17 protein-coding genes are annotated in these 21,795 nt (G+C 46.0%); 9 read left to right on the top strand and 8 right to left on the bottom strand.

Annotated elements, in window-relative coordinates:
- Nucleotides 1-97 precede the first annotated feature (97 nt).
- The 7 genes from FM037_RS04265 to FM037_RS04235 all read left to right on the top strand — a co-directional run bounded on the left by FM037_RS04265 (nucleotide 98) and on the right by FM037_RS04235 (nucleotide 11,740).
- Nucleotides 98-1,021 (top strand): LpxL/LpxP family Kdo(2)-lipid IV(A) lauroyl/palmitoleoyl acyltransferase, encoded by a 924-nt coding sequence (locus FM037_RS04265; RefSeq protein WP_144048814.1) that lies wholly within the window; start codon nucleotides 98-100, stop codon nucleotides 1,019-1,021.
- Nucleotides 1,022-1,092: 71 nt separating this feature from the next.
- Nucleotides 1,093-2,643, top strand: coding sequence for a nitric oxide reductase transcriptional regulator NorR (gene norR / locus FM037_RS04260; RefSeq protein WP_144044982.1), 1,551 nt, complete (start codon nucleotides 1,093-1,095; stop codon nucleotides 2,641-2,643).
- Between the two features lie 83 nt (nucleotides 2,644-2,726).
- Nucleotides 2,727-4,166 carry a M16 family metallopeptidase gene (locus FM037_RS04255; protein ID WP_144044981.1) on the top strand — a complete coding sequence of 480 codons (1,440 nt, stop codon included), beginning with the start codon at nucleotides 2,727-2,729 and terminating at the stop codon, nucleotides 4,164-4,166.
- Nucleotides 4,163-5,776 carry an insulinase family protein gene (locus FM037_RS04250; protein WP_144044980.1) on the top strand — a complete coding sequence of 538 codons (1,614 nt, stop codon included), beginning with the start codon at nucleotides 4,163-4,165 and terminating at the stop codon, nucleotides 5,774-5,776. Before FM037_RS04255 ends, FM037_RS04250 begins: the two co-directional genes overlap by 4 nt.
- Nucleotides 5,777-5,931: 155 nt before the next feature.
- Entirely contained in the window at nucleotides 5,932-7,071 is a 1,140-nt protein-coding gene (zapE, locus tag FM037_RS04245; protein WP_144044979.1) for a cell division protein ZapE, read from the top strand.
- A gap of 146 nt (nucleotides 7,072-7,217) precedes the next feature.
- Complete coding sequence (locus tag FM037_RS04240) at nucleotides 7,218-9,305, top strand: methyl-accepting chemotaxis protein (protein WP_144044978.1); 2,088 nt, start codon at nucleotides 7,218-7,220, stop codon at nucleotides 9,303-9,305.
- 191 nt (nucleotides 9,306-9,496) lie between these two features.
- The gene (locus FM037_RS04235) at nucleotides 9,497-11,740 is read left to right on the top strand and encodes a DUF6351 family protein (RefSeq protein ID WP_144044977.1); all 2,244 of its coding nucleotides are present in this window, start codon (nucleotides 9,497-9,499) and stop codon (nucleotides 11,738-11,740) included.
- A 222-nt stretch (nucleotides 11,741-11,962) separates the two neighbouring features.
- Here FM037_RS04235 and FM037_RS04230 read toward each other — a convergent pair whose 3' ends face one another.
- Nucleotides 11,963-12,673: a hypothetical protein gene (locus tag FM037_RS04230; RefSeq protein WP_144044976.1), complete on the bottom strand. Its 711-nt coding sequence runs from the start codon at nucleotides 12,671-12,673 to the stop codon at nucleotides 11,963-11,965.
- Between the two features lie 365 nt (nucleotides 12,674-13,038).
- On the opposite strand from FM037_RS04230, the gene FM037_RS04225 reads away from it, so the two are divergent.
- On the top strand, nucleotides 13,039-13,740 hold the full coding sequence (locus tag FM037_RS04225; RefSeq protein WP_144044975.1) for an oxidative stress defense protein: 702 nt from the start codon (nucleotides 13,039-13,041) through the stop codon (nucleotides 13,738-13,740).
- A gap of 92 nt (nucleotides 13,741-13,832) precedes the next feature.
- On the opposite strand, the gene FM037_RS04220 is transcribed toward FM037_RS04225, so the two are convergent.
- The gene (locus FM037_RS04220; RefSeq protein ID WP_227992657.1) at nucleotides 13,833-15,284 is read right to left on the bottom strand and encodes a disulfide bond formation protein B; all 1,452 of its coding nucleotides are present in this window, start codon (nucleotides 15,282-15,284) and stop codon (nucleotides 13,833-13,835) included.
- 1 nt (nucleotide 15,285) lies between these two features.
- Entirely contained in the window at nucleotides 15,286-15,453 is a 168-nt protein-coding gene (locus FM037_RS28430) for a hypothetical protein (RefSeq protein WP_185976953.1), read from the bottom strand.
- A gap of 337 nt (nucleotides 15,454-15,790) precedes the next feature.
- Between FM037_RS28430 and FM037_RS04215 the strand changes: the two genes are divergently transcribed.
- A complete protein-coding gene (locus FM037_RS04215; protein ID WP_229381080.1) occupies nucleotides 15,791-16,765 on the top strand; it encodes a WD40 repeat domain-containing protein in 975 nt (324 codons plus the stop codon).
- Nucleotides 16,766-16,808: 43 nt separating this feature from the next.
- Here FM037_RS04215 and trpS read toward each other — a convergent pair whose 3' ends face one another.
- The 5 genes from trpS to FM037_RS04190 form a co-directional block, all read right to left on the bottom strand.
- A complete protein-coding gene (gene trpS, locus FM037_RS04210) occupies nucleotides 16,809-17,915 on the bottom strand; it encodes a tryptophan--tRNA ligase (RefSeq protein WP_144044974.1) in 1,107 nt (368 codons plus the stop codon).
- A 210-nt stretch (nucleotides 17,916-18,125) separates the two neighbouring features.
- Nucleotides 18,126-19,346: a potassium/proton antiporter gene (locus tag FM037_RS04205; protein WP_144044973.1), complete on the bottom strand. Its 1,221-nt coding sequence runs from the start codon at nucleotides 19,344-19,346 to the stop codon at nucleotides 18,126-18,128.
- 384 nt (nucleotides 19,347-19,730) lie between these two features.
- Nucleotides 19,731-20,519, bottom strand: a complete 789-nt coding sequence (lgt, locus tag FM037_RS04200; RefSeq protein WP_144044972.1) for a prolipoprotein diacylglyceryl transferase — start codon at nucleotides 20,517-20,519, stop codon at nucleotides 19,731-19,733.
- Between the two features lie 133 nt (nucleotides 20,520-20,652).
- Nucleotides 20,653-21,150 carry a GNAT family N-acetyltransferase gene (locus FM037_RS04195; RefSeq protein ID WP_144044971.1) on the bottom strand — a complete coding sequence of 166 codons (498 nt, stop codon included), beginning with the start codon at nucleotides 21,148-21,150 and terminating at the stop codon, nucleotides 20,653-20,655.
- A 39-nt stretch (nucleotides 21,151-21,189) separates the two neighbouring features.
- Complete coding sequence (locus tag FM037_RS04190; protein WP_229381079.1) at nucleotides 21,190-21,735, bottom strand: GNAT family N-acetyltransferase; 546 nt, start codon at nucleotides 21,733-21,735, stop codon at nucleotides 21,190-21,192.
- Nucleotides 21,736-21,795 lie beyond the last annotated feature (60 nt).

Here is a 21,795-nt window from a genome sequence, read left to right as displayed (position 1 = left end):
ATTGACCAATAGCAGTGAGAATATTTGGTGTTTTTCAACTTCTACTGGGGTAATTACGTTAGAATAAGTGCTCATTTTTCTCATGTTAGAGTTATTCGTGGTAGAAAAAGCCCAATTTTCGACACATCTATATCACCCAAAATACTGGCCACTCTGGTTCGGTATAGGCTTGATGCGCCTGACACAAATACTGCCCCTATCAATACAGATGAAACTAGGAAGTCTTATCGGGCGCTTAGCCAAAGCCGTCATGGGCAGTCGAGTCCACACTGCCAAGCGTAATTTGGAACTTTGCTTCCCCGAAATGAGCCCAAGTGAACGACAAGACTTACTGAAACGTAATTTTGAAGAAACCGGTAAGGCCATCTTCGATACCATCAACGCCTGGTGGTGGTCAGATGCTAAGATTCAACGCCACATGAGTATAAAAGGCCAAGAGCATGTCGAAAAGACACTCGCTGACGGCCATGGAGTGATCCTGTTCGCCGTGCATTGTCTGCCGCTGGAGATGGGGGCACGAATTTTTGGCCAATTTCAACCCGGGGTGGGCGTCTATCGTCCCCATAACAATCCAGTGATGGAATACCTGCAGGTCAAGGGGCGCTTGCGCTCCAATAAGGCTCTGGTGTCTAAACGAGATCTACGAAAGATGGTGCGTTGTCTGAGAAGTCCAGATGTTATCTGGTATACAGCGGATCAAGATTTCGGCCGTTCCAGTGCCACCTTCATTCCCTTCTTCGCCATGCAAGAAGCGGCAACTATCACAGGTGCCACCACCTTGGCTCGCTTGGGCAAGGCTAAAGTATTGCCCTTCAGTGTGGTCCGTAACGCCGACGATAAAGGCTACACCATAGAGATCATGCCAGCCCTCGATAACTTCCCCGGTGAGGATGAGATTGCAGATGCTAAGCGAGGCAATAAGATCATCGAAGGGATCATCGAGCGAGAACCCAGCCAGTATATGTGGCTACATCGCCGCTTCAAGACTCGTCCTAACAAGGATGACCCTTCGGTTTATTAGCCTCTGTTCTCAGTAGTTTCCACGCTCTGAGAACAACTGAATATCACCACAAGTGATCCCTAGGAGCAGATATGGCACTGAGTCAAACCGAACTTACACAGATAGCACTGGATATTACCTCGGGCTTGTCCAACCGCGATCGATTTTCCAGGCTGCTCGATACCATAAGGCAGAATCTAGATTGTGATGCGGCGGCGCTACTCGCCTTTCAGGGCGGGCAATTTACTCCGTTAGCCATAGATGGACTCAATGCCGATGTACTGGGAAGACGCTTCCTTGTGGATGAACATCCAAGATTAGAAGCCATTGCTCGTGCAGGGGATATTGTCAGGTTTCCCTCCGATAGCACACTCGCCGACCCCTATGACGGCTTGATCCCTAATCAAGGTGATGAACTTAAGGTCCATGCCTGTATCGGTCTCCCCCTGTTTGCTAATGAAAATCTTATCGGCGCCATCACCATAGATGGCTTCGACCCCCGCCAATTTGATCAGTTTTCCAATAGTGAGCTTAGAAGTTTAAGTGCCATCGCCGCAGTCTCACTCAGTAATGCCCTGATGATCGATAGATTAGAGAAACTTGCGGTGCAATCGCAAGACTCGTTACCTGCGATGCGGCTAGGCATAGACACCAATACAGATGTGGAGATCATAGCTCAATCCGAGATAATGCAATCACTCCACAATGAGATTGAAATGGTCGCCGCCACAGATCTCAACGTGCTTATCTTAGGCGAGACGGGCACAGGTAAGGAACTGGTTGCCAAGGCAGTACACCAGGGCTCCGAGCGTAAGGATACGCCACTGGTATACCTCAACTGTGCGGCTTTACCTGAATCGATCGCTGAGAGTGAACTGTTTGGCCATGTAAAAGGCGCGTTTACCGGTGCCATAAGCAATCGAAGTGGCAAGTTTGAACTCGCCGATAAGGGCACCTTGTTTCTCGATGAGATAGGCGAGTTACCTCTCACCTTACAGTCCAAGCTCCTTCGAGTATTGCAGTATGGCGATCTGCAGAAGATAGGCGATGATCGCAGTCGAAAGGTAGATGTGCGAATTATTGCCGCCACCAATAAAGATCTAAAGCAAGAAGTGTTAGCCGGACGATTTAGAGCCGATCTCTACCACAGACTCAGCGTCTTCCCCTTGATGGTGCCACCGCTGAAAGAGCGAGGCAATGATATCATCTTGTTGAGCGGCTTTTTTGTAGAGAGGTGCAGGCAGAAGCTAGGCATTAATAATCTCAGTTTAAGCCCGGCAAGCCTGAGCCAGCTCAAACAATACTCATGGCCTGGTAATGTCAGAGAGCTAGAGCATGTCCTTCATCGAGCGGCCGTACTCGCTAGAGCGCAATCTCGCGGTGGACTATGTCAGATATCGCCTCATCATCTGGAGCCAATAACCCAAGCCGATGAACCAAGAGTTTCCCGCCAAACCACCAAGGAGATCAACAAGTTTCATATAGGCGATAACAGCCTAAAAGATGCAACTGACGAATTTCAATCTCAATATATCAGGCAGGCATTAGCCGAAAATAACGGACAATGGGCCGCCACAGCCCGCAAGTTAAAGCTAGACTCTGGCAATCTGCACCGCTTAGCTAAGCGATTGAGGCTGAAATAAACTGGAGTTCAGCATAGAAGGCTAGATCTACTGGATAAAAAGCTGTTATAAAATAGCCTATAACAGCCAGATTAAGCGATAACATGAAAACGGAATTCAGTCTAAAATATTGTCTGCTAGCTTACTCTTTGTGCCTATACGCTTTTATCAGCCCGAACACCTTGGCTGAAGAGTTGAACCTGGAGCAGCTGGCTGCGCCTCTTTACCATCTAGAGCAGAAGATCAGTTACCAAACGTTAGACAATGGGCTCCAGATCAGATTACTCCCCATGGATAACACCTTGAGTGTGTCTATTGCCAGCCAGTTCAGTGTCGGCTCCAGGGATGAAGCGCCGGGACAAACCGGTTATGCGCATCTCTTTGAACACATGCTGTTTAAGGGCAGTAAAAATGCCCCCGGCGACAGCTACGCCCAGACGATGAGTTCACTCAGTGGGCAATTCAATGCCTCCACCTTCTTCGATTTCACCAACTACTATCTGACTATTCCATCTGCAGCACTCGAGCTCGCCCTATGGCTAGAAGCCGACCGCTTCATTCGCCCAGCCTTAACTCAAGAGACAGTCACAAATCAGCAGGCGACCGTGTTAGAGGAGATGGCTACCAGCATAGATAATCAGCCCTATGTACGCCAAGCGATGGAGTTTCTCTTAAAGCAAGCCCAAGGCACGCCCTATCAACACGCGGTCATCGGCTCTAAACAAGATATAGCGCAATCGACGCCAACCAGCCTGAACCAGTTCCATCAAAACCATTATCGCCCCGACGCAATGCAGCTCAGCATAGTCGGTGGCCTTCCGCCGCAGACCACAGAATGGATTCAATCACTCTTCGGTGACTGGGCTAAAGCTTCCACACCCATTAACGCTCATCAAGAGTACATTTTTGACAACAAATCTGTTCGCGCAGAGATAGTCGATAACCGGGGTCCCTGGCCCGCATTACTGCTTGCCTGGCATACGGTAGGACAAGCTAATCGCGATGCCGCCGCCGTCACTTTACTCGAAGGCTACCTGTTTCAAAATCGAAATAGCATCATCAAGCAGAGTGGCTTGAAGGATCCGGAGCAACTACTCACCTACTCGATACCCTTGTCCATGGAGCATATGGGAGTCACCAACCTGGTCATAGTGCCGAGGGCAAAGACCTCCCTAGACAAGCTGGCGGGGAATATTGAGCAGATGATAAATCAGCTAAGTAGCCAAGGAATAAGCGAGAGTGATTTGGACCACTTGAAGGCCGAATGGCTCAACCTTAAACTCAGGCAAGTCGATAGCCCTTCAGCATTAGCAAGAGCCCTATCGGCAACATTACCTCAAGATCGCCTTGTTCCTCTAACTGGCCCCTGGGAACGCATCAATGCGGTGACAACGGCCGATATGCAGAGGGTAGCCGGTCGCTACTTTAATCATGGCTATGTCAGGCTAGACCTGCTACCACCTTGGTATGTCAGATGGGGTAAAACCTTACTGGAATGGCTTCCCGGTGGGCTAACCGACAGCTTAGAGGATAGCGTCTTATGATCTGCTTTAATAAACATAGCATTAACTCGCCAAGATACCTGCTTAGCATCTTGCTGTTACTGCCGCTTCTAGGCTGCCAACAGACCAAGTTAGTGTTCACCGACGAGCAAGCACCAGTCACACCGACATTTAACCTACTCGAAGGAGCGCCGCAGCTACATAGAGTCAAACCTGAATTGAACTCGGGTACCGAGTCATGGGCACCTCAAGTTCATCCTCTGACGACTGATTTTACCCTGCACCTCTTCCCGCCTAGCCCATCAGAGCTTAATTATGTCGAGCTGGTACTGATAAATTCAGACCAGCCCTTTAATAACATAGATATTCTCAATACCGCACTCAATGAGCGCGCAATCTGGTTAGCGTCTCAGCATCCAATCTCATGTATCGAGAGCCTTCGAATAAGAGCGGGAATGCACAGCATTAGCATAAAGATGGCCTGCCCAGCTGAGGAATTACCACAATCACTGAGCATACTCAATGATAGTTGGCAGGATTCGGCATTTGAGCATGTTGATATCGATAATGTCCGTAGAAAGCTAAAGCTCAATAAGCATATCAATGCCTATAGCGGTGCAGAAATTGATAAAGTATGGGCCAATATAATATTAGGAAATAAGCATCCTTATAATCAGGCACTCAACAACTTAGTACTGCAAGATGAGCTAAGCCTTAGCAGGCTATCAAAGCTACAGCGAGAGATGCGAGCAGGCGCTAGATGGCATCTGTTTATGTCGCTGCCCGCGAATCATCGAGTATCCGATCTTGCCCAATCCAATATTCTTACTCAGGAATTCTTAATAGAAGGGGCTAAGCGGCTTGCTAAACTGTTAACCAGGTCTTCTCCTGTTGCAGCTAAAGACGGGCATGCAGGAAGAGAAGATGCTGCGGCTTTAGTCAAAGTAGCACAAGCGACAGATACAGCTGCAGAGTCTTTTATCAACACAGACAAGATAATCTACTTGATAGATGCGCCTGGAGCCGTGCAGACGCAGGTGAGAGTGGGATATAGACTGCCACTTTCAGCTTCGAGTTCTGGCTCTAATTCTGACACAATGAAGAATGACTTCTCGTCTAGCCATCCTCTAAGCTGCCAGTTACTCGCCGATTGGTTAGGTCGCAGTTTTTCCGGTCGCCTCTACTACGACTTAAGAGAAAAACGAGGGCTGACTTATGGCATCTATGGCCGCTGTTTCGATAACCCTCAGTCGCGTACACTCAAATATTATGGCAGCACACAACTGCAACACACAGGTGCATTTGTAGCTGGTATTTTAGCTCACCTTCAACTCACTACCGAACAAGAAGTTACAAGCGCCGAGCTAATGGCGTTGAAGACCTATGAAAAAAGTAAGTACACGCTAACCATGCAGTCCCAGTACTCGAGTAAGATACAGTATATTAAACAACTGACACTCAAACGCAGCAGCCAAGACTTAGCTAATATTCAGATTCAGATAAAAGAATTGACCGGCAAGCAGCTAATGCAGATGTCTCAGTCTATTTTCGACTCACCTCCCTACATCTTACTCAGAGGCGATGCCGATAAAATTAGTGGCGATCTAAAAGATAAATTACCCGACTGGCACATTGAAAAGGTTGAACCTTAAGCTACTTTGAGTAGCTCAGCTGCTATCGGATAACAGATAATGCCAATCGATATAAGAGCTAAACATTAACAGAATCAAGTCATATCAGTTGTCCCTACTTTAAAACGGCACAACTGATATACTTGCGCCCACCCCAATCGATATATCCAGTCAATATGAGCCTCTCTCCTCTCGTTAAATATCGGCAGAAACTCACTCAGCTAGATTTTAGCTTCGACCCTCAGCAAGAGCAGGCGGTGGCTTTACTCAATACCCTGTTCGAGCAACTCACCACACCTCAAGGCATAAACCCGTCTGACTCAATTAAAGGAGTCTATCTCTGGGGGGATGTGGGCCGAGGTAAGACCATGTTAATGGATCTTTTCTGCGACGCACTGGATGATGAGCTGACGCTTAGGCTGCACTTTCATCGGTTTATGGCGCGGATACATAAAGACATGTTAACCGAATCAGGTAAAAGAGATCCCTTAGTTCGCATCGCTAAACACATTGCCAAAGAGTGCAAGGTGATCTGTTTCGATGAGTTTTTTGTCTCAGACATAGGTGACGCCATGATCCTCGGTACCTTGTTCGAGGCCCTATACAAAGAAGGGGTTATATTAGTCGCCACCTCCAACATACCTATCCCCCGCCTTTATGAATGCGGGCTGCAGAGAGACCGTTTCCTGCCTACGATTGCTTTGCTACAGGCCCACTGCACCGAGTTTCACTTAGATGGCAAGGAAGATCATCGACTGCGTTCCCTGGAATTTAAGCAGATCTACTTCTTGGCTCAGCATGCAAAATTTAATGAGTTATTTGGCTCGAAAGCTGACGAGAACACCTATAGCAATGAATCGATACAGATCTTAGGCCGCAGTATTCCAGTCATCAAGGTCAGTGATAATCAGGCCTGGTTTAGTTTCGATGCCTTATGTGACGGTCCCAGATCTCAGCTGGACTATATTGAGCTGGCCAGTCGCTTCGATACCCTGTTTGTCAGCGATATTCCCGTGCTCGGCGGTCTCCCCAAGTCCTGGATCCGCGCCAGGGGCACAGAAGATGGCGCTATCGCCACCGAAACAGGCGAACGTCAACTCTCTTATGCTGTGGGTGATGACCCGGCCAGACGCTTTATCGCCCTAATAGACGAGCTTTACGATCAGCGAGTCAATCTCTACCTGTCAGCCGAAGTCCCCCTGGAGGAACTGTACAGTGAAGGCGCATTGAGCTTCGAGTTCAGACGAACTTTCAGCCGCTTACAGGAGATGCAGTCCACAGAATATGCGGCTAACTCGAAACGACTAGTGGCTTAATACAAACCAGGCCCCACATTTTCCCGCCTACCCAGCCCAGAGAAACAAGGTAAAGGTGTTGGTTTAATGCTATTTTTCCCTTCCAAGCCCCGAATTCAAGATAGTGAACTAGTATTGAAAGGATAGATTTTATCCAAGGGGCCACAATGATTCAATTTTCCAGTATCCGACACCAGATCTTACTCTTCGGTACCGCGAGTTTACTCGCGGTAACCTTGGCAATCATAGGCTATGGCTACCTGTCGAATCAATCACTGCGCCATGAAGTACACACCAGCGTACTCAATCAGGCTCAGGAACAAGTCATTGAAAATATTAATTTATCGGCGCAGCAAGAGGCGCTGAAAATCAATGCAGCCTTCGACCATGCCATGGATATTGCCACCTCAGTTGCAGGCGGCTTGTTCCCTGAAGCACCAGGGCTTAGTCGCGCCCAAGTCAACAGCATGCTAAAGAATTTAGTGGAAAATAATCACGACATCTTAGGTATCTATACAGGTTGGGAAGCCGATAAGTTCGATGGTTCAGATGCTGATAATACTGACAATAAATATTCACAAGCCGATGGAAAGTTTGCCCCCTACTGGACACGTTCGCCCTCGGGTAAGATCGATATCCAGCCTCTGAGTGACTTCTACACCGAAAAATTAACTCCTACCGGAGTGAGAAACTCCGAGTGGTATCTGTGCCCTATGGAGAGTCGTGCGCCCTGTGTTATCGATCCCGCCTCCTATAAGGTCCAGGGGGTAGATACCCTACTCAGCTCATTTGTTGCACCTCTCATTCGTAACAGTCGTTACGTTGGTATGGTGGGGGTCGATTACTCACTCAACTTCCTGCAGCAACTGGCAACTAAAGCGGCCGAAAATCTTTATGGCGGCGCAGCCAGGGTGATAATACTCAGTCCCAGAGGGCTCGTCAGTGCCGACAGTACCAATAAGGACAACATCAGTAAGGTCGCCACTAATACAGACATTACCGGCCTGATATCAACCAGACAGAAACAGCAAACATCTATCAGTGACACCAGTATCATCGCCAGTAAAACATTTGCGGTGACTGGGACCAATGCTCAATGGGAAATACTAATACAGGTGCCAAAAGAACTGGCACTGAGCAAGGCTTATGACATAGTCGAGCAGCTGGAAACAGGCTTTGCCTCTAACCTAAACGGCCAACTCGTCGTGGGCTTTATCTCAGCTCTTTTTGGCATGCTACTCATCTGGTTTATGTCCGGCTCTATCAACCGCCCCATTCGTGAGTTGGTTGATGTGGTCGCCAAGTTGACCCAGTCTGGTGGCGATCTAACTCAAGAGATAAAAATTAAACGCAGCGACGAAACAGGCCAGCTTGCCACACACCTCAATACCTTTATTGCTAATGTTCGCTCCATCGTCTCTGATGTTGCCAACAGCATGACCGAGCTAACCCTGAGTTCCGAGCGCAATGCCGCCTTGTCTGAGTCCGGCAGAGAGCAGATAAGCAAGCAGCAGATGGAGATAGAACAAGTCGTTACCGCAACTAATGAGATGTCGTCGACCGCCCACAGCGTCTCCGATAATGCTCAGGTCACGGCCGATTCAGTGTCTACGACTCAGGAATCTGTTTCCAGAGGCCAGGAGGTAGTCAAAGCCAACGCCGATGGATTACAGTCTCTGTCCGAGCATGTGAACCATGCATCCAATGAGATAATCGATCTTGAAAAACAAACCGAGAGTATCGGCTCAATATTAGATGTGATCCGCAATATCTCAGAGCAAACCAACCTATTAGCACTCAACGCGGCCATTGAAGCCGCCAGAGCCGGCGAACAAGGTCGAGGATTTGCCGTGGTCGCAGACGAAGTCAGAGTCTTAGCAACCCGAACCGCAGACTCTACCGACGAGATCCAACAGATGATAGATTCCCTGCGCAGCAAGAGTAAGCAAGCGGTGAATACCATGTCACAAAGCAGAGAACTCAGTCAGACCTGCCTAACCCATGCTAAGCAAGCCGTAATTGAACTTGATGAAGTCAATAATCAGAGTAGTAAAATTCAGGATATGGCACATCAGATTGCCAGTGCGGCAGAGGAGCAAGCAGCAGTGACAGAGGAGGTCAATCGCAACATAGTGGCCATCAATGACGCCGCCGAATCTCTGGCTCAAGGAGCGGTTTCGGCCCAAGAGGAAAGCAGCAGCTCTGCCAGACTGGTAGACGAAGTCAACGAAAAAATAAACCATTTCCGTTACTGATCCCCTCTACGCCCCGTCACCAAAGGGCTCGCAATATGAGCCCCTATCCCCGTAAAGATATTGCGTTCATATACACTATTTTTGTGAATTTTGTTTTAGATTTTTTCTAAACTATTTTCAACATAATTGTTGCTTTTTTATCGAATCGAACAAGACTTAAGAGGAGAACTACATAAGGAAGGGAGTTAGAAATGAGCAGAAAACTCTTGATATTATTATTTGTTTTAACAAGCATTTTAACCGCCTGTGGGCAAGATCCCCTGGTAAAACGTCAGGTCATTGCCATTGCGCCTATGGATCAAGAAAACCTATTTTTACAGGTAGATAAGCACATAAGCCTCACTCCAAGACCCAGAGAAACCTTCCCTTTCCCAATCAAACTCGGTGAAGTTGGCCCAGCCGATAGTCTCTACTCAGGTAAGCGCCAATACCCTTTCTACTGTATGACAATCGATGCTGGTTTGGGTCAGCCCCTTGTTGATAATCAAGAAGGCTATGGCGTCACAGTTTACGATGAAAACGACGAGATAATTGGTTATAGCAAAGACTGTATGGTCACCTCAAGAATAGACTATTTTTATACCTTAACAGGCACAGATAAAATACGAGCCTACGATCTCGACAACCCACCAGCAAGGGCTGAGATTGCGACAACTGAGATCGACGGTAAGCCAGTCCCGGAGATCTTCCGTTTAGAGAGAGGTAGCATCAACCGCTATATCTATTTTCTCACCATGCTAGTGTCCGAGACCAGCTTAGGAGTCAGAGACACTAAGCAATATTGGAATAATAAGCTCATCTATCAATTCAAAGGCGGAGCCAGCATAGGTTTTCGACAGGGACGTATGGGGGCTGAACGCCTCATTAACAGACGCCTCACTTTGCTCAGACAAGGCTACGCCGTCATAGCCTCCAGTGGCAACAATACCAGCTACAGCTATAACATGTTGCTCGCCGAAGATACAGCTAGAAGAGTCAAGGCACAGTTCACCTCCCTCTATGGCGATCCCCTCTATACCTTAGGCATTGGCGGCTCGGGTGGCGGACTCGCACAATACCTTATCGCTCAAAACAGCACTGGGGTTTTAGATGGGTTAATGCCAATTTATAGCTTTCCGGATATGGTGTCACAATCGATATTCCTGCTCGATTGCGACCTGTTACAGCACTACTTTAACGTCACAGATAACGCTAATAGTAAGTGGAAAGACTGGGAGCAGAGAGAAAATATCGAGGGTATGAATGGTATTAATGGTTTCGACCATCCCTATACCTTCTTAGTCCCTCTCAATCAACTGTTTGCAGGTGCCTGGCCCTCCATGCCCAATGGCAGCAGCGAGTGTGTTTATTCTTGGTTCATCGCCGCAACTTTCTTCTACAACCCTAAGCAAGGTTTCGTCAAACCTTACTTCTCCGATAAGGTAAAAGAGCAGGTTAACTGGACCTATTGGCAAGATTTAGCTCAGATTTATGGCACTGATCGTCATGGATTTGCACGAACAACTTGGGGTAATGAGGGTGTTCAGTATGGCCTGAGAGCCATGCAGAGGGGAGATATCAACATCGAAGAGTTCATTCACCTCAATCAGTATATCGGTTCCTGGGTGCCACAAGATAAAATGCGTAAAGAAACGGCATTTACTCCTTTTGGCATGAAGTTCCCCATCTGGCTAAGCCTGTGGAGTCGCAATAATATCACGGAGCCGAAATCCCATATTGCTAAACGAAAACCATCCGATCCACAAGCGATCGTCAATGGCTATAAATATGGACAGATATTCATAGGTAAGGCGGAGCTTCCTATCTTGGAGATCCGTCACTATTTAGAAGACGATCTCAATATGCACCACACCTTAGCCTCCTTCGAAACTCGGCTAAGAATCCAGGAATATCAAGGGCACAATGAAAATCAGGTGGTTTGGATATCCCATAAAGATCATATTCCTATCGATAAGGGCATAGCGTTTCTTGATCAATGGCTATTGGCCATAAGAGCCTCCGAAGATAAAGATCCTATCACCAGCAAACCCGCAGATTTAGCCGATGCCTGCATAGATTATCAGGGAAAGGTACAATTTGAGGGGGAAGATGTGTGGGATGGCGAATGGAACAATAAGCCATTAGGAAAATGCAGCAAAATATACCCCATATACAGCAATATTCGCGTACAGGCTGGGGGCCCTTGGGCCGGCAGTATCTTCAAGTGTGGTCGTATTCCTGTTGGCGATGCCATAGAGCGAGGTTTATACGGTAATGTCTCCATACAGGCTTACCAGGGTCAATTAGAAAATATATTCCCCGATGGAGTATGTGACTATAGTCAGGGAGATATAGGCAAGCCAGATCTCGGTTTAACGCCGACGTTACAGGCCCATAAGAATAAGCATTCCAATCAGTCATCTCTGCTTGGCAGTGGACAAAAATTGGAACGCTAATTGGATATTGATGTCATTGTTATTCTGCGGTTGATCTTAGTACTTCATGATAAGCCGCTTTGTATAATTGCTTACTTTGGGCTAGCTTACTCTGGGTAAAGTAAGCTTTAGGAAATAGTTCAGGGTCACATTTTACAGATTTCATTAAACATGGGGCAACTTAACCATACTCAGGTTCCCGCAGCCAAAATGTGGTGTATAGCGACTCAAAACTTAAGTTACCTACTCCTGATGGGGGGTAAAATTAGTGCTTAAATACTGTCGGCTATAGAGTACGGCTAAGCCTATCAAGGGCATTAACATGGTGAATTGGCCACCAATAAACACAAAATCGATTAAGATTAACGCCGACAAAAATATCATCTTCTCATCGAACTCCCGCTTCTGATTATCCCCGCTAAGTGTCAATGAAATAATGGCAATACCTAAGAGGAAGATAGCCGTATTGAGCACACTGGACAATCGTCTCTTCTCAAGCTCGACCTTGTAATTAGGGTCCTTGTGTAGTTCCCTCAAGGCTTCGAGCCTAGCTGTAACACTCGCTCGCGTATTCACGTTATTACTGCCTTTAATATCACCAGTTTTAATACTACTGGTATTGGCCAGATTAGCTTTAACACCCCGGCCTAAATTATTTGTACCTACCTCGGCCATAGCTGGATTAGTCACACTGGAAAACTCATTGTAACTACTTATAGTGATTATATTTTTTGTTTCATATGGCCTTTCTATCTGCCCTTGAGCCACTTCACGAATATCAGACAATGAAACTCTGTGATCTACTACGGCTCTGCCATAGGCCTGTTCAGTACCATATACATGGGCCTCATCAGACAGGGACACATCTTCAAGTTTTCCGGTGTAAAGGGTGACAGCTAGGTAGCATAAGACAATGGCTAAACCTAACACCAGGTTTCTTCTTATAAAATACATACCACCTCCATAGCTTTCGCTAATTATCCCAGATAAAAATACAGCTAGTCACCGTTAGCCATAGTATAGTCAAAGAAAACGAAACCAAACAAACCAGCAACCAAGTAGTAACATATTGATATCCTAACCTTAGAAAGACAATCTATTATGGCTGGAGGTAACAATTTGATGCATTGGTTGCATTAATCATAAATAGGTGGAATTCAGCTAGCCGTACACTAGATGACTATGGCAGCACTCCCTTAGCGCTAAAAATAATGGCAGCAAACAAAAGATAAAAAATAAAACCCTTTTCTGTTTTCCTTGCGTTTATAACTTCAGAACTCGTATTTAACTTTTTATTTCTAAGATTGGAGTCGAAAACCATGAATAAAACACTTTTAGCCGCACTGGTATCGAGCAGCCTTATCTTTGTCTCTCCCCTCATTCAAGCTGCAGAGCTAAGTTTCCCTCATTTGGAAACGGTGGGAAGTAGCCAACTCCAGGTTGATGCCGATATGGCTGAGATCAATGTCGAAGTCACAATTAAGGAGAAGACTGCCAAGGCCGCGAAAGACAGCTCAGACCTGGCCGTTGCCAAATTTATTGCCCGCTTAAAGTTGGCTGGTATTTCGAGAAACAAGATCCAGAGCGCCAACCTGAACCTGCAGCCACAATATCATTATCAGAAAGACAAGCCCGCCGAGTTAACAGGCTATAGCGCAAGCCGTAGATTAATTGTCACAGTCGATGATCTGTCCAACCTCAATAAGATCTTAGACTCGGCGCTCGAAGAGGGCATCAACCGAATAAATAACATAGCGCTCAAGACAAGCAAGGAGGAGGAATATATAGATAAGGCTCGTCTGGCAGCCATCAAGGATGCTCAGCAGAAAGCCAAGAAACTCGCCGAAGGGTTCGGTGAAAAGATCCAGGGGATCTGGGAGATCCGTTACTTAGATCAACGCCCGGTTCAGCCTGTGATGTTACGCATGAACGCCGGTCCTAGCTATGACGTAGCCGAAAGCTATCAACAAGGCCAAGTCACCATTCGAGACAGAGTCGAAGTGATTTACAAACTAAAATAAAAGCTAATACCCTCCTACTTATATAAAATTAGTCATCAATGAGCCCATGAATCGATTTTCATAGGCTCATTATAATGATCTTCCTTGATAGGTTATTTAAAAAAGGTCAGGCTATTACTACCCTCGACACCACTGAGAACCACATATTGCCCACTAACTAAAGTCAATCCCTGTGGGTTTTCAATCTCAGAGAAATCCATTGCAGCTTCCAAGTTATTATTTTCCATATCCATAACCAAAATCTGATTGCCACTGTGATTAAGCAGGTACGCCTTATTCTCAGCTACCACTAAACCTGTGATCATAGGATATTCACCAGCAGTATTACCTATTTTCGCTTCACTATTGAGTTCAAAATCTTCACCACTTAATCGTGAAACAATAAAGTTATTACGCACCTTAACTGGCAAAGTGATAGTGAGATACTCTTGCTTTTGTACATCCCACCCCAAACTACCAATGTAGTTATACTTAGCTCTAACCGTTGCAAATCGGCTACGCTTAAGCTCTTTCACACCGTCAGTACCATCCATAAATAACCAATAGCTATCTTCAAATTTTGCAGTTTCATCATAGGCCAGACGAACAAAACTCTTATGATCTGTGATAATTAGTACGCTCGAATCACTATCGAACACGACGCCAGTAAGGTTAGAAATCTCTACCGAGAAGGCGCCATCGATCAATACTGATGCCAGTACATTTTTCAAATCACCACTTAAGAAATAGACCCAGTTGTTGCTAGTCACAACAACGTACATATCACGAGTCGGACTATAGCTGACCCCGGTTGCAAGCCCTTTTATCTCTTCAGGCAAGATCACTGACTCTGAGGCGGCTAGACTCGCCATATTAGCAAATATTGGCGTATTACTGGAAACCATATCGGCAAAGTCGGGGCGCTCAATCGCGTAACTACCACGAGCAGAGAGGGATGAAAGCTTAGGCCAATGATCCATTGACCAGACGATCCTATCTTTATCGAAAGACATTCGGTACGGATCGCCTTGCCCTATGAAAGGGAACGGGCCCGTTTGGGTAAAAGCCTGCACAATATTAAAGCCAATCACCACCAAAAATACCATGACAGTCGTCTTGTTAAGGCCCGTCCAACGATGCTTATCCTCTTTTTCACTAAGCCGATCTCCTTGCAACACCAACAGCACAGAGGCAAACAACAGGACAACGATGAATACGACCATGACCCAGACATAGGTATGCACACCAAAAATTGCCGGACCGAAGCCTTGACCAATATCCCTAAGAATATGATTTGAACTGTGGCGGTAGCCTGCCCACAAACCATAAACAGATGCAAAGACCAAGGCACCTAAATACTTAGGTTTAAGGCCGTAACGCATGATAAATATTGCAATCAAGGATACTAACACCATGGCGGTACGTTCTTGCCAACATAAAATACATGGGTTATCTCCGAGGCCGTAACCCAGCACGATGCAAGCTATCCCCACGGGTAGTGCAATCAGAGCCAGCGCCGCTAGTGACACAATTTGATTCACTGTTGTTTCTTTCATTTTCATCATCTTATAAGTTCCCAGCCGGTACTAACATATCCCAGGTACCGAGTAACCAGATCAATACACTCATCGCAATACTCGCAAACAAGCAGATATTAGCCATGCCCTGTTTATGGGGTTTGAAAGCCACCAGAAAGGCGGTAAAAAAAATGAGACAGAAGAGCAGAAATTCCATAAATGTATCCACTTTGGTTTCAAGATTAATGAGCCGCGCAGGCTAAGCTGTCGACACTATGTTTCCAAACTAAGATAACAATTCATCCAAGACATAAATGAGACGCTGAGCAAATAAATATCCTGTAAAATCAATGCACTTTTAAAACTTGAGAGGAATATTAGATTTGACCAGATTTCGTGATCAGGCCATCAATAACAACATAAGTAAGTGTGATATAAATTTTAATGCTATCAGGTGTTTACTCAATAAAATCTCAACTAACAATGGCCATACATATGTGACAAACTAAAGAGGCGAATAAAAACGAGAAATAACCATTAATAAGGGGGTCTATGTGAAACTTCTATCGGTAATATTACTTAGCCTCTGTCTGACTAGCGTGGGCTGCAATAAACCCATAACCAAACAAGAGTCAGACTCGATTCATCGATATGTCGCAGACAATCTCATCGATGCCGAACTGTCAAAGGATGCCAAGCTTGCAGTCACCTTGAGCCGCACCCGTGAGTTATCGGTGTGGAATAACGCCTCAAAATCTCTGTTGCATCAATGGCAGGTAGAAGACTTCGATGAGCCCACTTACCTAGTGTCACTCTCCGGAAATAATAAGTATCTGGCGGTAACGGGAAAGCATCAAGTATCGATATTTGATCTCAAAAGCGGCCGACTCGAGGTCTCCTGGCTTGCACAGGGCTTTGATAGTAGTGCCAGTATCTCCAGCCTGTATTTGAGTCAAAGCGGAAGGCGAATTTTACTCGGTATGAATGAAGGTTCGGTGATCACAGTCGATCTCGAAAGCAACCAATTATCTATGTTTCAGCTCCATGACGGGCCTGTCAGTCATGTTGAATTTCTCTCTTATGGCGAGCGAATATTGTCGTCAGCCTACGATGGACATGCACTCATTTGGGCCAGTAGCAATGGACAGGTTATTAAGGACTTTAGCTTGGCCCAGCGTATCACCAGTATTAGCTTCGATGAGGCCGAACGTAGGATATTTATCGCCGATGTCTTAGATAAGCACATCATAGCCGACTCACATTCTGGTGAAAGTATCAGTCAATTAAGTTTCCTGGGACGCTATCGCTATTTTAGACAAGCGTTATTTGCCGACCGGGGCAAGACGCTCATCACAGCTAGCTCAAAACAGAAGATAATGAGCTGGGATCTAAACACAGGCAAGGAAAAGAAGCACTGGAACATCACAGTTTTTACCGCCGGAACCACAGTGCTCGATATGACCATCAACTCCAGCGGCCAGCTAATGACCCTAAGCTCGGATGGGGCACTGGAAATATGGGACTATTAATCCCATTCTCATAAAAATAGCAATCTAATTGAATTTAAGTGAATTAAAACAGATTTAAACCGAACGCTTGCTTCACGGAAGTTAACACTCGATGTGACTCTTCCTGAGCCTGCTCGGTTCCTCGCTTTAATATGTCAATCAGCTGCGCCTTATCATCGATAAACATAGCTCTGCGTTCACGAATAGGTTTCAAGGTTTCCTGCAGACACTCCTCCAAAATTTTCTTGGTGGTGCCATCCCCTAGCCCACCACAGCGATATTGCTCTTTAAGCCTAAGGATATAATCGATATCAGAATGAAACGCATCTAAATAAGTAAACACCACGTTGCCTTCCACCTTACCGGGGTCTTCCACTCGCAGATGGCCTGGATCGGTATACATGGACTTAACCGCCTTAGTTATTTCCCGCTCACTGGCACTAAGCATTATGGTGTTGCCCATAGATTTAGACATCTTGCTGCGACCATCGGTACTGGGCAAACGTGATACCTTACTCAGCAGGGGCTTACACTCGGTCAAGATGGCGCCGCCAGCTATATGATTCAGCCTTCTGACTATCTCATTGGTTTGTTCCAACATAGGTAATTGATCTTCCCCAACGGGAACCAGAGTGGCATTAAATGCCGTGATATCGGCCGCCTGACTGATAGGATAGGTTAAGAAGCCCGCCGGAATACTGCGACCGAATGACTTAGATTGGATCTCATTTTTCACCGTGGGATTGCGCTCTAACCTGGAGATAGACACCAGATTAGAATAATACATAGTAAGTTCAGCCAGAGCCGGGATGGCGGACTGCAGACAGATCCTGGTCTTTAGTGGATCGATACCAACCGCGAGGTAATCAGCCACCACATTAAGAATATTTGATGCGACCTTCTGCGGTTGATGACCGTTATCGGTCAAGCCCTGCATATCTGCCACTAAGATCGTCTGATGATACATATCTTGCAGTTTGACTCTCTGCTGCAAGGAGCCAACATAGTGGCCTAAGTGTAACTGACCCGTGGCACGATCTCCCGTAAGGACTTTCTCTTTTTCCGTGCTTAAATCGGCTTCGACCTGAACCGATTCATGTTTATCCAAACAGCTTGGTTCGACCGAATCGACTCGTTTAACCTTGGGATTAACATTTGATTTTACTTGCATAATTGACTCCTGATTAACACCACCGGAGACACTATGACTGAGATCAATTAGCTACCATCCGGCGGCTAATGAACATGATGAGATGTGCCGCTCTAAAGAAGAGAGCGCCACCAAGATAACTGAGGATTGTAACTAAGAGATATGGTTTTCATTACCGCAGGTTACCAAGCTCATTCAACGTGAACAAGCTAAACAGAGATTAAAGATCATTTACTTCTCTTTAATCTGTTCCTTTGCAGAATTAACTTTTTTATTCAGTTTTAACTTATTGGCTAAGGGCTCTATGGCGCCGCCTTGGAGTACTATCGAAAACAGCACGATAAAGAACACCATATGCACCAGGTCTATCGCCCCTTCGACGCCAGCGGCGGCTGGAATTAAGGAAAACACTATGGGTGTAGCCCCTTTGAGACCAATAGATGAAATAAACAAACGCTTGCGCCAGCTCGCTCCCCTAAAGGGCAGATAGCAGAGTTGCACCGCCAAGGGACGAGCCACTAACATGAGTAAAGCAGCAGGAATAAGCGACAGGAAGAACACAGAGAACAGAGTCTGAGGAAAAATCTGTAATCCCAATATGATAAACATCAACGACTGAGCCAGCCAAGAGAGGCTATTGAAGAAGTGCTTATTGACCTCCCTTCCTCGTTTAATGCCGTTACCTATCACCACGCCCACCACATAGGAGGCGATTAAGATGTTGCCACCGGCCAAATCGCTGCCATAGGCCGCGATGATAAAACTCGCCAGCACGAATACAGGGATCAGGCCATACTCCTCTAAGTGTATGGTGTTGAGCAGATAGACCGCGAGCCTGCCCACCAAATAAGCAATGACGACTCCTGCGCCTAACTGGATCAGCAGAGTCTGAGCTATTTCCCAACCCGATATCGCCTTCTCTGGTGCTAAAGCGATGCCAGTGAGAATGACCACCATGACTAGAGCTACCGGATCATTAGTCGCCGACTCAAATTCGAGCACAGTATCAGTCTTCTCTTTTAGCTTAAGCTTCTTAGATTCTAAGATTGAGAACACGGCGGCGGCATCGGTAGATGAGACTATAGCGGCAAATAACAAGCAGATAACCAGGCTCCACTCGGTCAGCGGATATAACAGGGCCGCTAGGATCAATGTGGTGAACAATACCCCGAACGTCGAAAGCACCCCACCCTCTTTATAGGCTAACTTGATGCTCTCATTTGAAGTGTTAATGCCACCTACAAACACGATAATATTCAGCGCAACTGCGCCAACCATAGAAGTGACTGCCAGGTTATCGTAAACGAAATCAAACTCACCATTGCCAAGTGCTAAACCCACACCCATGAAAATCAATAGAGAGGGGATCCCTAAGGTTTTCGAGGGGTGATGCAATAGAATGCCTATTGCGATCAACAGGGCGATTCCCAGCAGGAGTATTTCGTATGACATATCTATCCGAGTCCTCTAAGTAAAAAAATAAGAGTGAGAATTCAGACGACGGTAATACCAGTCTAATTCTATTTTACGTTTATGGGGTAATAGGTTAAGAGTGAAAACCTGAGTATAGGTTAACTTTTTATTAATAATACGAACAAAACAGTGATAAAAAAATGATGAAGACCTGTCACCAGTCAGTGACTTTGAGACGGTTATTCTACACTATTTATCGCCATTTTTTAAGATGTTAACCAGTAAATTAACGATCTATAATGTATCGTTTTTGGCGATTATAACCACACGGTAAACAGGTATAAGCTAAAAAAGGCGCCAGAAACTCATGTCTCTGACGCCTGATGATTCTAAAACCAATAGATATAAGTTCCAATAACTCGGTTAAGCCTTAACCTTCTTATTCAGGTAAGGCATGACCAAGAGCACCACTCCAACGATGAGGAATGGCACACTCAGCCATTGACCCGCACTCAAGGTCATCTCGTCGGCGTAAGCCGCCTGCTTAACCTTGACGAACTCTATGGCAAAACGAGCACTGAAAACAAGTACCAGGAACAGGCCGAAGATAGCGCCTTCTTTCTGCTTCATCTCGGTGAATTTGTAAATTGCCCAAAGGCCGATAAAGATAGCCAGATAAGCGAAGGCTTCGTATAGCTGGGCCGGATGACGAGGTAACATATCGACGCGCTCGAAGATAATTGCCCAAGGTACATTGGTCGGCAGGCCTAATATCTCAGAGTTCATGAAATTAGCCATGCGCACGAAGAAACCAAAGATTGCAGTGGCTATGGCCAATCTATCCAACAGGAATAGGAAGGGCATATCCACCTTACGGCGGTAATAGTAAAGCGCCAGAATTGCGCCTAAACCACCACCGTGGCTGGCGAGTCCTCCTTCCCAGATGGCAAAAATCTTCAGTGGATTACTGAAATAATAGGACGGGTCATAGAAGATAACGTGAGCCAGACGAGCGCCGACGATAATGCCTATTACACAATACATCAGCAAATTATCTAACGACTCGACGGGCAGCTTCTCCTTGATATAGATGCGCTTCATCACCTGAAAACCACAGGCGATAGCCGTAGCGAATAGGGCACCATACCAATGCACTTTAAGCCCCATGAAGGAGATCAATACGGGGTCGACGTTCCAAACAAAATGGTCCAAAATTCAGCCTTCCAGTTTCTTTTTAAAAGTAGAGAGATTTAGGTTGTTTGGGCAGTTTTACGCTGAACTTAGTGACTTGGCAAGTTTTCTTAAAATATCTCCATGGCTATTTGAGCCAGATGGGAGATTATGACTAAACTTCGATACCTTCTACTTGGCTTCTGCGCTCCAATAATGTCACATTTCTCCAAATGCCGTTCATCTTGCCTAACCTATCTCTGGTGCCTAAAACGCTAAAGCCACACTTCTTATGAATATGCAGACTCGCTTCATTTTCAGGAAATATCCCAGCCTGAAGCGACCAAAGTCCTGCGACTTCAGATTGATCAATCAACTCAAGTAGCAGACTAGTTCCCACTCCCATCCTCTTAGCCGAACTACTGATGTAGATACTCACCTCAGCGACACCAGCATATACCGCACGGTTTGAGACACTAGACAAGGCCGCCCATCCTACCAAGTTGCCATTTCGCTCTGCAACTAACCGACACTCCTTCAGCATAGCCTCATCCCACTCCGGCCAGCTTTTAACTTTTTTCTCAAACGTCGCGTTACCAGTTTTGATCCCTTGAAGATAAATACTCTGCACTTGCTCAAAATCGCTTTCAACAAATTCTCTAATCTGGACCATTATCTATGTTCTTCCTTCTGACCTTAATTAAACACAGCTTTATAATTCTTTATAGAAGAGTACTGTGGTATCTAGTCCGCCCGTTGAACTCAGCGCGAAACCTGGAATTTCACCCACTTTCACATATCCAAGCTTAGAGTACATGCTTTCTGCGATATCCCCCTTCTTGGTATCGAGTACCAACAAGCTCCGGCAAAGCGTACTAGCTAACACCTCAGCCTCCTGCATCAAGCGTTTTGCCACTCCTTGCCCCCTTGCTAAAGTGTGCACCATCAGCTTTTCTATTTCTGCCCTATGCAAGCCGTTCGCCTTATTGCAAACTGAAACTTGTACCGTGCCCACCAGCTTTCCACTCAAGTTCGCTACCAGTAGATAGCGGGTGCCCTTAGTGATATCTGCTTGCACTCCATACCAGTATTCTTGTGACTCTCGTTGAGAAAATGGACCAATAAAGCCCACCGATGCACCACTATCGACACAGTCACAGAGCAAAAGAACTAGCTGACTTTGAATGACGCTATCACTCACACCTTGAGTCATATCTATAATTTCAATAGTTTGACTAACACCACAAGCTTCACCCACTCAATATCTCCTTGTTAATAACCTCTACTCGATACTTGCTTCAGCAAAAAATAAGCCAAC

The organism is Shewanella psychropiezotolerans (assembly GCF_007197555.1).
GTDB classification, from domain to species: Bacteria; Pseudomonadota; Gammaproteobacteria; order Enterobacterales; family Shewanellaceae; genus Shewanella; species Shewanella psychropiezotolerans.
The sequence above is the reverse complement of the archived record's forward strand: the minus strand, read 5'-3'. Positions and strand labels throughout refer to the sequence as shown.